The organism is Actinospineispora spinosispora DSM 44797, from assembly GCF_000429025.1.
Taxonomy (GTDB): Bacteria; Actinomycetota; Actinomycetes; order Mycobacteriales; family Pseudonocardiaceae; genus Pseudonocardia; species Pseudonocardia spinosispora.
Genome location: NZ_KE386836.1, coordinates 313,820 through 326,210 on the forward strand (window position 1 = coordinate 313,820; position 12,391 = coordinate 326,210).

Annotated in this window: 12 protein-coding genes; 8 read left to right on the forward strand and 4 right to left on the reverse strand. The window is 69.7% G+C overall.

The window, feature by feature from the left end:
• The first annotated feature begins 7 nt into the window (after window positions 1–7).
• From G406_RS0138545 to G406_RS0138575, 7 genes are all read left to right on the forward strand, one after another.
• Entirely contained in the window at window positions 8–610 is a 603-nt protein-coding gene (locus G406_RS0138545; protein WP_245607369.1) for a helix-turn-helix domain-containing protein, read from the forward strand.
• Between the two features lie 86 nt (window positions 611–696).
• Window positions 697–1,983, forward strand: coding sequence for an MFS transporter (locus G406_RS0138550; RefSeq protein WP_028937993.1), 1,287 nt, complete (start codon window positions 697–699; stop codon window positions 1,981–1,983).
• Window positions 1,976–3,328, forward strand: a complete 1,353-nt coding sequence (locus tag G406_RS0138555; RefSeq protein ID WP_281172615.1) for an FAD-dependent oxidoreductase — start codon at window positions 1,976–1,978, stop codon at window positions 3,326–3,328. The genes G406_RS0138550 and G406_RS0138555 overlap by 8 nt, the downstream gene beginning before the upstream one ends.
• Window positions 3,325–4,509 (forward strand): CaiB/BaiF CoA transferase family protein, encoded by a 1,185-nt coding sequence (locus G406_RS0138560; RefSeq protein WP_028937995.1) that lies wholly within the window; start codon window positions 3,325–3,327, stop codon window positions 4,507–4,509. Before G406_RS0138555 ends, G406_RS0138560 begins: the two co-directional genes overlap by 4 nt.
• The gene (locus tag G406_RS0138565; protein ID WP_084216696.1) at window positions 4,506–5,345 is read left to right on the forward strand and encodes an enoyl-CoA hydratase-related protein; all 840 of its coding nucleotides are present in this window, start codon (window positions 4,506–4,508) and stop codon (window positions 5,343–5,345) included. Before G406_RS0138560 ends, G406_RS0138565 begins: the two co-directional genes overlap by 4 nt.
• A complete protein-coding gene (locus G406_RS0138570) occupies window positions 5,345–6,241 on the forward strand; it encodes a dihydrodipicolinate synthase family protein (protein ID WP_028937997.1) in 897 nt (298 codons plus the stop codon). The genes G406_RS0138565 and G406_RS0138570 overlap by 1 nt, the downstream gene beginning before the upstream one ends.
• Window positions 6,241–7,014 carry an SDR family oxidoreductase gene (locus tag G406_RS0138575; protein WP_028937998.1) on the forward strand — a complete coding sequence of 258 codons (774 nt, stop codon included), beginning with the start codon at window positions 6,241–6,243 and terminating at the stop codon, window positions 7,012–7,014. The genes G406_RS0138570 and G406_RS0138575 overlap by 1 nt, the downstream gene beginning before the upstream one ends.
• A gap of 634 nt (window positions 7,015–7,648) precedes the next feature.
• On the opposite strand, the gene G406_RS0138580 is transcribed toward G406_RS0138575, so the two are convergent.
• The 4 genes from G406_RS0138580 to G406_RS0138595 are packed head-to-tail and all read right to left on the reverse strand — an operon-like array spanning window position 7,649 to window position 11,440.
• Window positions 7,649–8,800 carry an FAD-dependent oxidoreductase gene (locus G406_RS0138580; RefSeq protein ID WP_169736868.1) on the reverse strand — a complete coding sequence of 384 codons (1,152 nt, stop codon included), beginning with the start codon at window positions 8,798–8,800 and terminating at the stop codon, window positions 7,649–7,651.
• 13 nt (window positions 8,801–8,813) lie between these two features.
• A complete protein-coding gene (locus G406_RS0138585) occupies window positions 8,814–9,476 on the reverse strand; it encodes a maleylpyruvate isomerase family mycothiol-dependent enzyme (RefSeq protein ID WP_037080740.1) in 663 nt (220 codons plus the stop codon).
• Window positions 9,473–10,318, reverse strand: coding sequence for a fumarylacetoacetate hydrolase family protein (locus G406_RS0138590; RefSeq protein ID WP_028938001.1), 846 nt, complete (start codon window positions 10,316–10,318; stop codon window positions 9,473–9,475). The genes G406_RS0138585 and G406_RS0138590 overlap by 4 nt, the downstream gene beginning before the upstream one ends.
• The gene (locus G406_RS0138595) at window positions 10,319–11,440 is read right to left on the reverse strand and encodes a cupin domain-containing protein (protein WP_051343247.1); all 1,122 of its coding nucleotides are present in this window, start codon (window positions 11,438–11,440) and stop codon (window positions 10,319–10,321) included.
• Between the two features lie 49 nt (window positions 11,441–11,489).
• Here G406_RS0138595 and G406_RS0138600 point away from each other — a divergent pair, with 49 nt between their 5' ends.
• A complete protein-coding gene (locus tag G406_RS0138600) occupies window positions 11,490–12,257 on the forward strand; it encodes an IclR family transcriptional regulator (RefSeq protein ID WP_028938003.1) in 768 nt (255 codons plus the stop codon).
• Window positions 12,258–12,391 lie beyond the last annotated feature (134 nt).

Below are 12,391 nucleotides of genomic sequence, written 5' to 3' on the forward strand. Positions count from 1 at the left end.
TGAAGCTGTGACCCAGCCCGCAGTGTCCGACAACAGCCTGGAGACCGGGCAGCTGCTGTCCGCGGTGGGAAGTCAGGTACGCGCCTTGCGCAAGGAGCGTGGCCTGACCCTGGAGCAGCTCAGCGACGCGTCGGGTCTCAGTACCGGAATCATCAGTCAGATCGAGCGAGGCAAGGCCAATCCCGCCTTCACCTCGCTGGTCCAGCTCGCACACGGGCTCGGCATACCGGTCGGTCGGCTGTTCAACGTCGAAGTGCAGAGCTCTCCCGTTGTCCGCAAGGACGAGCGTCGCCGGCTCGATAATCACGGCGGGTTGCCGGACGACGGCGCCGCGTTCCATTTGTTGACGCCGGACCTGAACGGTGCGCTCGAAGTGACCTGGGTGGAGACCCAGCCGGGAAACGACACCAGCGCCACACCGTTCCAGCACAATGGCGAGGAATTCGGCCTCGTATTGTCCGGCATCAAGGACGTGTATTTGGACGGCACCCGGTATCGCCTGCACCCGGGCGATTCCATTCGGTACGCCTCGACCATTCCGCACTGGTACGTCAACGCGGGTGACGAAGTGTGCACCGCCGTGTGGGTCATCACGCCCCCTACCTGGTAGATCAGTCGCAGGTTCGGCTGATCGGCACCATCTGAAGCTGGTCAAGCCGGCGTGCTTTCGTGCGCCCTTTCAAAGGTATGGCTCTCATGTCAGCCGATACGGAAGTCAAGAAAACTGTTCGCCCCAACCGTCGCGCACTGCTCGGACTGGGGCTCGGAAACACCGTCGAATGGTACGACTGGCAGGTCTACGGCCTGTTGGCGTCCTGGATGGGGCCGCATTTCTTTCCGTCGGTCGATCCGGTGTCCGCGACCTTGAGCGCCCTCGCGGTGTTCGCCGTCGGGTTCGCCGCGCGACCGTTCGGCGGCATCATCCTGGGCACCGTGGCCGACCGGATCGGCAGACGTACGGTGATGCTGCTGTCGGTGGCCATCATGGCGGTGTCCACGCTGGTCATCGCGGTGCTGCCGACCTACGGGCAGATCGGTGCGTGGGCCGGCGTGATCCTCGTGGTCTGCCGGCTCGCGCAGGGCATCTCGACCGGCGTCGAGGCGCCGCTGTCGACCGCGTACGGCGCGGAGCTCGCCCCGGCCGGGCACGAGGCGCGCTGGGGTGGCGGCATCATCAGCATGTTCGTCAACCTCGGGCTGCTGGGTGCGTCCCTGGTCAGCTTCCTGACCAGCGCGATCCTGAGTCCGGGCGCGATGGCGGACTGGGGCTGGCGGGTGCCGTTCGTCTTCGGCGCGCTGCTGGGCATCATCACGATCTTCCTGCGCCGTTCGCTGCCGGAGACGCTGCACCACACGAGCGAGACCCCGGCCGCCTCCACCGGTCAGGTGTGGCGTCTGGTCCGGCGGCACTGGGTCGGTGTGCTCGCGGTGATCTTCGTGGTGGGTGCCGTGCAGGCCTACAGCTACGCGTGGAACGTGGGCCTGCCGAGCCTGGCCAAGAGCGGCTTCGGCGAGAACACCATGTGGGTGTTCGGCATGGTCACACTGCTCAACCTGATCATGATGCTGGGGTCGCCGCTGGTCGGCAGCCTGGCCGACCGGTACCGGCTGTCCCGGACGTTCCTGGTCAGCCGGCTGGTGGCGATTCCGGCGGTGTTCCTGATGCTGGCCTACACCGGCCCCGGGCTCGGCGTGCTCGCGGTCGTGCTGCTGGTCGGCGGTGTCCCGCTGATGATGAACCTGACGCTCTACAACATCGTGAGCACATCGCTCATGCCGATGGCGTGCCGCGCGGCGGGCTGCGGACTCGGGTACGGCATCGGTGTCGCGCTGTTCGGCGGCACCGCGTCCTACCTGCTCGTGTGGTCCCAGAGCCTGCACATCGGCTGGCTCTTCCCCTGTTACCTGGCGGCGCTGTGCCTGCTCAGCGTCGTCTTCTACCTGCTGGCCCGTCGACGCGGTGAGGTGTATGTCGGTGAATGAATTCGCTCGAGACGAGATTTCGGCCCCGGTGGTGCGGCGCAGCGACGTCGTCGTGGTCGGCGGTGGACCGGCGGGGGTGAGTGCCGCCGTCGCGGCCGCCCGGCGCGGTGCCTCGGTGACGCTGGTCGAGCGGTACTCGGCGCTGGGCGGGCTCGCGTCCGGCGGGATGGTGCTGGTCCTCGACGACATGGTCAACGGCGACGAGATCACCACGACCGGTGTGGTGGCCGAGTACATCGACCGGCTCGCCACGATGGGACTCGCGGTCTGGCCGCCGAGCACCGACCGGTACTCCTCGACCGAGATGTGGAACAAATGGGCCCGCTGGGGTGCCTACAACTTCCACTCGCACGTCAACCCCAAGCCGATCTGCTACGCGGTTGCGTTCGACCCGGACGGCTGGAAGCGGGTGTCGAACGACCTGGTCCGGGAGAACGGCATCCACCTGCGGCTGCACAGCTGGTTCTCCCGCCCGATCGTCCGCGACGGCGTGATCTCCGGCGTCGTGTGCGAGACGAAGGCGGGCCCGCAGGCGGTGCTCGGTGAGGTCGTGATCGACACGACCGGCGACATCGACGTGGCGTCCCGGGCCGGCGCGGACTTCATCCACGACCGGTATCTGGTGACGCTCGTGTTCCGGCTCGGCGGGGTGGACACGGCGGCGGCGGAGCGCTTCGAGCAGGAGAACCCGAAGGAAGCGCGCGCGATCAACCGCAAGGTCAAGCGGATGCTCGGCGGGGCGTGGGAGATGTGGTGGCTCAAGACGCCGTTGCCCGGGGTGGTGTGGTGCAACTGCCCGCACCTGACCGGCTACGACGGTGCCGACCCCGAGTCGCTGACCGCCGCCGAGTTCGACGCGCGGGCGCGCATCGCCGAGGTCATGGACTACGTGCGCGAGGTGCTGCCCGGGTTCGCGAACGCCTTCGTGGTTGACGTCGCCGAGCAGATGGGGGTGCGGCAGACGCGGCTGCTGGCCGGCGAGTACGTCGTGACGAAGGACGACCTGACCACCCGGCGGCACTTCGCCGACACCGTCTGCCGGGGCCGCGACTACTACACGCCCTACCGCGCGCTGCTGCCGCGCGGCGTCGATCAGCTGCTGGTCGCCGGTCGGCACTACTCGGCGACGCCCGACGCGCAACGGATGTCCCGGGAGATTCCGCCGTGCATGGCGATGGGTCAGGCCGCCGGTGTCGCTGCGGCGCTCGCGGTCTCCTCGGGGTCCTCGGTGCGGGACGTGCCCATCGAGGACATCCGGCGAGGGATGCGTGAACAGGGCGCCGACCCCGGTGATGTGCCGTCGGCCAATGCGACCGTGGACGAGCTCTCGGAGGTGGCGGTATGAACGCGCACGCACTGGACGGGGTGACGGTCGTCGACTTCACCCAGGTGTACATGGGGCCCAGCTGTACGCAGCTGCTCGGCGACTTCGGCGCGGACGTGATCAAGGTGGAGCGGCCGGGCAGCGGGGACCTGTCGCGCACGTCGATCGTCGACGACGCCGGGCTGGACAACCCGGTGTTCCTCAGCATCAACCGCAACAAGCGCAGTATCACCGTCAACACTCGCGCTGAGCAGGGGAAACAGGTGATCCTGGACCTGGTTCGGGACGCCGACGTGGTGGTCTCGAACTTCCGCTCGGGGGTGATGGAGCGGCTCGGGTTCGGCTACGAGGCGCTGTGCTCGGTGAACCCGTCGCTGATCTGGGCGTCCGGCACCGGCTTCGGCACGGACGGTCCGTACAAGCACAAGGGCGGGCAGGACGTGCTGGCGCAGGCCTACTCGGGGGTGATGTGGCGGCGTGAGTCCGAGGACCTGCCGCTGAGCGTCTACCCGACGACGCTGTGCGACTACACCACCGGCATGCACCTCATGCAGGGCATCCTGCTGGCGCTGCTGCACCGGGCGCGCACCGGTGAGGGGCAGAAGGTCGAGGTCGCGATGTACGACTCGATGCTGCACATGCAGATGCAGGAAGCGTCGATGCAGCTCAACCGGGGTCATGAGATCAACTGGGCGGCGATGCCGCTGTCCGGGGTGTTCACCACGACCGATGGCGCGGTGTGCATGGTCGGAGCGTTCAAGCAGAACCCGCTGCGCGACATCTCGGTCGCGCTGGAGATCGGCGAGGACCTGTCGCTGCGGCCGGAGTTCGCCACGCAGACCTCCCAGATCGCGCACCGACCGGAACTGCAGGCGATCTTCCGGGAGCGGTTCGCGCTGAACTCGACCGAGTACTGGGTCAAGCGCCTGGAGGAGCAGGACCTGCTGTGCGCGCCGGTCCGCACGCTGGTCGAGGCGCTCGCCGACGAGCAGACGGCGGTGAACGAGATGCTGCTGCGGATGGAGCACCCGCACGCGGGCACCGTGCAGACGTTGAACGCGCCGATCCACCTGTCCGGCACACCCGCGCAGGTCAGACGGGTGCCGCCGATGCTCGGTCAGCACAACGAACAGGTCCTCACGGAGCACGGCTACGACGCCGCGCGGGTGGCCGGCCTGCGAGCGGAAGGTGTCCTCGGATGAAGAGCCGCAGCTCGGAACCCGTGAGTGGCGAGTGGTCCCAGGAGACCACTCGCCACTCACGGGTCTCTTACGTACTGGACCAGCACGTGGCGCGGGTGACCATCGAGCGGCCGCAGCGGATGAACGCTGTCGACGCCGACACCCTGGACCAGCTCAACGAGATCTGGGCGAGCATCGAGGCGGACCGGGACGTACGGGTCGTCGTGGTCACCGGCGCGGGTGAGCGCGCGTTCTGCGTGGGGGCGGACATGTCTGCTGACGCGGTGGACAAGACCGGGCTGGAGTACTGGTCCGAGCTGGACCCGAACGGCTTCGGCGGTCTGTCCCTGCGCGACACCCTGGACGTCCCGGTGATCGCGCGGGTCAACGGCTACGCGCTCGGCGGCGGCATGGAGATGGTGCTGGGCTGCGACATCGTGGTCGCGGCCGAACACGCCCAGTTCGGTCTGACCGAACCGCGCGTCGGGCGCACCCCGCTGGACGGTGGTATCGCACGGCTGGTCCGGCGGGTGCCGCACACCCAGGCGATGGGCCTGCTGCTGACCGGCAGGCGCGTCCCGGCGGCTGAGATGTACCGGATGGGTCTGGTGAACGAGGTTGCGCCGGCGGGCGAGCTGGATAGTGTTGTGCAACGCTGGGTAGACGACGTACTGGCGTGTGCGCCCACGTCGCTGCGGGCGATCAAACAGACCGTCAACCGGACCGCCGGGCTCTCCGCCCGGGAGGCCCAGGCGGTGCGGCTGCCCGCGGTGATCGCGGCGCTGTCCAGCGCGGACGCCGACGAAGGTGTGCGTGCGTTCCAGGAGAAACGTCCGCCGGTGTGGAAGGGGGAATGATGTCCGAGACGCTAGAGCCAGGGGTGTGGGGTGTGGTCGCCACGCCGTTCATCGGCTCCGCCCTGTCCGTCGACGAGGCCGGCCTGACGCGGCTGGTCCAGCACTACGAACGCATCGGCGTGACCGGGCTGACCGTGCTCGGGGTCTTCGGCGAGGCCGTCCGGCTGTCGGTCGCGGAGCGACGCCAGGTGCTGGAGACGGTCGTCGACGCGGTCGGGCTGCCGCTCGTGGTCGGGGTGACCGGGACCGCGACCGCGCCGGTGATCGACGAGGTGCTCGCCGCGCGCGAGGTCGTGGGCGACCGGCTTGCCGGTGCGATGGTGCAGGTCAACAGCGCCTCGCCGGCCGTGCTGGGTGCGCACCTGCGCGCGGTGCACGAGGCGACCGGCGCGGGGCTCGTCGTCCAGGACTATCCGCTGATCACCGGGGTGAAGATCGGCGCGGCCGACCTGGTGTCCGTCGTGCGCGCCACGCCGTCTGTGGTCGCGGTGAAGGCCGAGGCGCCACCGACTCCCGCCGCGATCGCGACGCTCGTCGCGGGCACCGACGTGCCGGTCTTCGGCGGGCTCGGCGGCCTGGGCCTGCTCGACGAGCTCGCCGAGGGCGCGGCCGGCGCGATGACCGGCTTCTCCGTTCCCGAAGGACTGATCGCCTGCGTCGAGGCGTGGCGGACCGGTGGGCACGAGGCGGCACGACAGGCCTATCTGCCGTACCTTCCGCTCATCAACTTCGAGTCGCAGGCAGCTATCGGGCTGGCGATCCGCAAGGAGGCGCTGCGGCGTCGTGGTCTGCTGGCGGAGTCGGCGGTCCGGCCGCCCGCGCCGTCGATGCCGGAGGCGTTGAGCAAGCAGCTGGACCGGCACCTGTCGGCCACACCTAACGCGGAGGTTGCGTAGTGGAACTGGGAATCAAGGGGCGCACCGCGCTGGTGTGCGCATCGACCGGTGGTCTCGGCGCGGCGACCGCCCGGGTGCTGGGCACCGAGGGCGCGAACGTCGTCGTGTCCGGCAGGCGGGCCGAGCTCGCGTCGTCGATCGCCGCCGAGCTGCCCAGCGCGGTCGGTGTCGGTGTCGACCTCACCGCCGAGGGTGGCCCGGAGCAGCTCCTCGATGCGGCACGCTCGGCGTTCGGCGACATCGACATCCTGGTGCTGAACGGCCCCGGCCCGCGTCCCGGAACCGCGTCGACACTGGACACGGAGTCCACCGTCAAGGCCGTGCACGATCTGCTGCTGGTGCAGCAGCAGCTGGTCAACGCGGTGCTGCCCGGCATGCGGTCGCGCGGCTGGGGACGGATCGTGGCGATCGCGTCCAGCGGCGTGGTCCAGCCGCTTCCCGGGCTGGCGCTGTCCAACATCGGACGCTCCGCGCTCGCCGCGTACCTCAAGAGCTTGGCGACCGACGTGGCGGCGGACGGCGTCACGGTCAACCTGGTACTGCCCGGCCGCATCGCGACCGACCGGATGGAATCACTGAACCGCTCGGTCGCGGAGAACACCGGCCGCTCGATCGCCGAGGTGCACGCCGAGGGTGAGAAGACGATCCCCGCCGGCCGCTACGGCGACCCCGACGAGTTCGGCGCGGTGGCCGCCTTCCTGTGCAGCGCCCCCGCCGCCTACGTCACAGGCACCGCGGTCCGCTGCGACGGAGGCCTGGTAGGCGTCCTGTAGCTGTGTTGCTTGGCCTGTTTCGCGCGCGGTATTTTTCTGTGACCACCCCGGCTCGCGTAAACGCTCGCTGGGGTGCTCCCAGAAAAAAAGGCTCGGGGACTCGCCCGGGCGCGCGCTTGTGGCCACCTGGGGAGCCGCCCTGGCAGCTGGGCGGGTTGTTGCGGACATTCACTGCCCGGCCTTCGCCGGAACTCCTTCGGAGACTTGCGGAGCCGGCTTGACAGACGCATGAGCACCCGCAGCCGAAAAAGCCGTGAGTGTTTTGGGTTGCCCTGGCAACCCAAAACACTCACGGGTCCCTACTTGCGCTGGTGTGCGTCGTGGGTTGCGCATCGCGCCTGGAGCGCCCTTAGCTTGCATCGGGAGTGTGGTGAGGTTTGGTGCATAAGGTGGCCCCGCAGAGGTGCCCGGAGGGGTTCCGCCGAAGGCGGGTAGTGCATGAGTGGCGGCTCTCAGGGTGACCACAAGCGCGCGCGTCGCCGAAGGCGACATTTTTCCGAGTGGTCCCCCATGCCCGAAGGGTATGGGGGCCCGCGAGGAAAAAGCCCAGGCAGCGACCCCGAAGGGGTTGCCGCCTGGATCGTTCCCGGTCGGCCCGGAGGGCCTTCCGGGAACGATGGCGCGCGGAACAGGCCTATGCCGAGTAGAGCCAGTCGATGTAGCGGTAGTCGGTGGCGGTGCGGTCCGTCAGGAGGGCGTTGCGGGCGGCTCGGGAGACGCCGTCGCAGTGCCACAGCTTGCCCCAGTCGCGCGCCGTGCGCTGCACCCGCGCGGTACGGACGGTACGCAGCTCGTCGTATGTGCGCAGTGCCGCGTCCAGGTCCGTTGTGCTGCCAAGCGCGCCCGCGAGGCAGTCGGCGTCCTCCAACGCTTGGCAGGCGCCCTGCGCGAGGTACTGCAGCATCGGATGTGCGGCATCGCCGACCAGCGCGAGCCTCCGGTCCACCCACGTACCGATCGGTTCGCGGTCGTACATGCGCCACCATCGGTTCCGCCACAACCGGGGCAGGCCGGCGCGGACAGCGTCGCACGTGTGCCTGAACGCGGCATCCAGCTCGTCCGGCGTACCCCACTCGATCTCACCGGCAAGCGCTTTCGGTGAACGGAACACGGCGGCCTGGTTGAGCAGTTCCCCGCCCCTGAGCGGGTACTGCACCAGATGGCAATCGGGGCCGATGTAGATCACCATCTCGTCCAGCGTGACTCCGTCGGTTTCGGTGAGCTCGGCGACCGGCACTGTCCCTCGATAGGCCACATACCCTGAGCTGACCAGATGGTCTGTGTTGAGCAAGGAACGCAGCCCCGACCCGAGCCCATCGGCGGCGAGCACGACCGATGCGGCGTCCCGGCGATCGGAACTGATCGCCACCGCGCGCGCCGGCTCTTGCTCCACGCCGGTGACCTGGACCGATGTACACAGCTCGACCCCGGTGTCCCGGCACGCGCCGAGCAGGATGGAGTGCAGGTCGCCGCGGTGGATCAGAATGTACGGTGCGCCGTAACGCCGCGCGAGATCGGCCGCGTCGAGATGGGTCAGTTCGGCGCCGTCCAGCGCGTCCCGCAAGACGAGCCGACGCGGCCGCACACCGCGCGCAACAACGTCGTCGAGCAGACCCCAGGACCGCAGAATGCGCGTCGCGTTCGGTGCCACCTGCAGCCCCGCGCCGACCTCGCCGAACTGTGAATCCTGTTCCAACACCCGCACCCGCAGCCCGGCGCGGCGTAGCGCCAGCGCGCACCCGAGCCCGCCGATGCCGCCACCCACGACCACGACGTCGGAATCCATCAGCACCTCCAGGTCAGAGCCACTTCGGCAGTTCAGGAAGATCGGGTCGGTCATGGCGGCCGGCCAACCAGGCGGCCATCTCGGACATCGCCAGCTCGACTCGGGTCGGCTCGCCGGTCCCCGCGACCTGCCATTCGCGGCCGCCGGAGGCCAGGACCAGGGCGGGCCCGGTGCCCGACCGCGTGTGCGCGATGTCCCCGACCAGCTCTGGGCAGAAGCCGTCCGGCAGGTCAGCGAAGCCGAGCCCGGTGCCGAGGTCGATGGCGTGGATGTTGACCTCGCGGGCCCGCATCCAGGGGATTTCGGTCGCCGGAACGCGCCGGCCCTGCGCGGTCGCGACTGGCATCGACCAGGCATCCTCCGGCAGCGTCGCAAGGTCGGCCGCCAGGCCCGTCACCGAGCTGTGTACCCACTCCCGCAGCTCGGACACCGAGATCCGGGCCCCGGACTCGATGTCGGCGTTGCGCTGCTCCGCTGAGCGGTACATGCGCGACTCGACGCCGGTCCGTGCCCAGGAGACCAACCGGGCGAGCGCCTCGGCGTTGAGCGCCACGTGCGCAAGCAGATGCCGACGGGTCCAGCCGGGCAGCGCGCTCGGCTCGTGCAGCTCGGCGTCGCTGAGTCCGTCGACCGTCTTGAGCAGCAGCGCGGTGCCGTCGGTCAGCCAGGTTGTCATGCCGATATCATGCCCCTCGCACCTGCGATATTCGATAGCTGACCGATGCCTTCGATCTCGGTCACCAGCCGCGACCCGTCGCGCAGGTAGCGGGGCGGCGTGCGCGCGTGCCCGACGCCGCCGGGGGTGCCGGTGGCGATCACGTCGCCCGGTTGCAGCGTGACGATGTCCGACACGTAGCGGACCAGCGCGACCGGGTCGAACACCAGCTCACCGGTATGGGAAGACTGGACGGTCTCGTCTTCCACTGAGCAGCGGATCTCCAGCTGGGGCCGCACACCGCCGGGCAGCTCGTCCGGCGTCACGAGCACCGGACCGAACGGCGTGCTGCCCTCGAACGTCTTGCCCTGCAGCCACTGCGGACCCCGGTACTGCCAGTCGCGCATCGTCACGTCGTTGAGCACCGAGAAGCCGGCGATCGCCTCGGCCGCCTCGTCCACCGACGCCCGGCGAACCGGTGCGCCGACGACCAGCGCCAGCTCGGCCTCCCAGTCGACGGCGTCGGACGCGGGGTCGAGCGCGATGTCGTCGGTCGGCCCGATCAGCGCCTCGGCGTACTTGGCGAACAGCGTCGGGTACCGAGGCAGCTCACGGCCCATCTCCAGGATGTGGTTGCGATAGTTCAGCCCGACGCACACGATCTTGCCGGGGCGAGGCACCAGCGGGGCCAGCTCGACGTCGGCGAGCCGGTGCGCCGGCCCGTCGCCGGCCGCCGCGATCGAACGCCAGTCCGGCGAGGCGAGCAGCGCACCCAGATCGGGGGCGTCCAGCTCGACCGCGGTATCCGAGTCGACCCGGGCCGCGCGGGTCCCGCTCGCGATGCGCAGGGTGGTCAGTCTCATTCAGGGAGCTCCTTCTACCTGCACCCGGTGGGAGTGCAGGCGCTCAAAAAGGGGGGTGTCGGAGAAACGGAACAGGTCGAGCGGCTCGTCGGCGGTCAGCGTCAGCGGCACCCAGGACGGCACGACGAACAGATCGCCCCTGGTCACCGGCCATTCGTGCTGATCCAAACCGGCACCGAGCAGTATTCGCCCGGTCCCGTCGAACACCTGCCACACCGACGAACCGACCTCGCGCCGCGCGGCGGTCCTGGTCCCGCCGCGCAGCCGGTGCATCTCGGCGCGCATGGTCGGCAGCACGTCCCCGCCGGTCGTCGGGTTGCTGAACCGGACGGCCGCGTGCCCCGGCTCGACCACGCCCGGGTACCCCTCGGACTCCAGCGCCAGCTGGTCGGTCAGCGCGGCATCGGTGTGTTCCCACCGGTAGGCGGCGATCGGTGAGCTGGTTGTCGAGTCCGGCGCCGAGACCGGCCGTAACCCCGGGTGTGCCCACAGCCGCTCGGCCCGCGACCTCGCCGGCGTCGAGTGGTCGGACACGACGTCCGGCCCGAGCTCGAAGAACGCCGAACCGACCGCGTGCACGAACGGGATGTCCAGGCCGTCGAGCCAGGCCATCGGGGTGTCGCTCTGGTTGTGATGGCCGTGGAAGCGCCAGCCGGGGGTGAGCAGGAAGTCGCCGCGCCGCATCGCCACCGGGTCACCGTCGACGACGGTCCACACGCCCTCACCCTCGACGACGAACCGGAACGCGTGCTGTGTGTGCCGGTGGACCGGTGCGTCCTCACGCGGGTTGAGGTACTGGATCGCGGCCCACAGCGTCGGCGTCGCGTACGGCGCGCCGCCGAGGCCGGGGTTGGCCAGCGCGATGGCTCTGCGTTCACCGCCGCGCCCGACCGGTACGAGTTCGCCGGAGCGCCGCGCCAGCTCCAGCAGCCGCGCCCACCGCCACACGTGCGCGGAGGCCGCCGGTCGGGGGCTGGCCGGCATCAGGTCGCCGATCTCGGTCCACAGCGGGACCAGCAGCTCACTCTCGAAGCCGCGGTAGAGCTGGGCGAGCTCAGGCGTCGGGGTCGGCTGCCCCGGCGCGTCCGGAGTGGTCAGCCGAACCGGCGAGTCGGTGGTCATGAGAGTGACACTAAGCGCGGTTCTGTCCACCAGGACCTAGCATTCTGATGTGAAGAACAAGCCGGCCTACAGCATCGACTCGGTCGACCATGCGCTCCGCCTGGCGGTGATCCTGCAGCAGGAGGGCCCGCTGCGGGTCTCGGACGCGGCTCAACGGCTGGGCGTCGCGCGCTCGACGGCGCACCGGTTGTTGGCGATGCTGGTGTACCGCGACTTCGCCGAGCAGGACGCCGACCGGCGCTACCTGCCGGGTTCGGTCCTGCGCACGCCGGCCGCGCCGGAACCGGTCGCCAGCCTGCGCGAGGTCGCGCTGCCCCACCTGCAGTCCTTGGTGCAGCGGTGCGGCGAGACGGTGAACCTGATGATCCTGGTCGGCGACCAGGTGCGCTTCGCCGCGACGGTGGAGTGCGACAAGGTGCTGCGGGTGGGCGACCGGGAGGGCAAGATGCTGCCCGCGCACCTGGCATCCGGTGGTCTGGTCATCCTCGCCGGTCAGCCGGAGGAGGAGATCGTGCGCCGCTACGGCGACTCGGAGTTGGAGCCCGGTGTCCCGCAGCTGGACCTCGCGCGTCTGCTGCGCACCCTGCGCCGCATCCGCAGGCAGGGTTTCGCGGTCAACGATCAGCAGACCGAGCACGGCGTGACCGCGATCGGCAGGCTCGTCCAGGCCGAGGACTCGACGCCGGTGGCGGCGGTGTCGATCGCGATGCCTACGGCCCGCTACACCCGCCCCCGCCTGGCCGAATGGGTGGCCCTCCTGACCGCCACCGCCTCGAGGATCGAGCGCGACCTGGCCACCAGCACCCGAACCTCGTGAGTGTTGAGTGTGGCTATAGCCACACTCAACACTCACGAGGTTCAGCGGCGGTGCTCCGAGTTCGGGCCGATGCAGCTCGATCGGGCACCGGCGAAGTCGGCTCCGCGAGTCTCCGTAGGAGTTCCGGCGAAGGC

Excerpts from the sequence above, each read along its gene's own strand:
- G406_RS0138590 (WP_028938001.1), bottom strand. The coding sequence starts at position 10,318 with ATGAGACTGACCACCCTGCGCATCGCGAGCGGGACCCGCGCGGCCCGG.
- G406_RS0138580 (WP_169736868.1), bottom strand. The coding sequence starts at position 8,800 with ATGGATTCCGACGTCGTGGTCGTGGGTGGCGGCATCGGCGGGCTCGGG.
- G406_RS0138550 (WP_028937993.1), top strand. The coding sequence starts at position 697 with ATGTCAGCCGATACGGAAGTCAAGAAAACTGTTCGCCCCAACCGTCGC.
- G406_RS0138595 (WP_051343247.1), bottom strand. The coding sequence starts at position 11,440 with ATGACCACCGACTCGCCGGTTCGGCTGACCACTCCGGACGCGCCGGGG.
- G406_RS0138560 (WP_028937995.1), top strand. The coding sequence starts at position 3,325 with ATGAACGCGCACGCACTGGACGGGGTGACGGTCGTCGACTTCACCCAG.
- G406_RS0138585 (WP_037080740.1), bottom strand. The coding sequence starts at position 9,476 with ATGACAACCTGGCTGACCGACGGCACCGCGCTGCTGCTCAAGACGGTC.
- G406_RS0138570 (WP_028937997.1), top strand. The coding sequence starts at position 5,345 with ATGTCCGAGACGCTAGAGCCAGGGGTGTGGGGTGTGGTCGCCACGCCG.
- G406_RS0138565 (WP_084216696.1), top strand. The coding sequence starts at position 4,506 with ATGAAGAGCCGCAGCTCGGAACCCGTGAGTGGCGAGTGGTCCCAGGAG.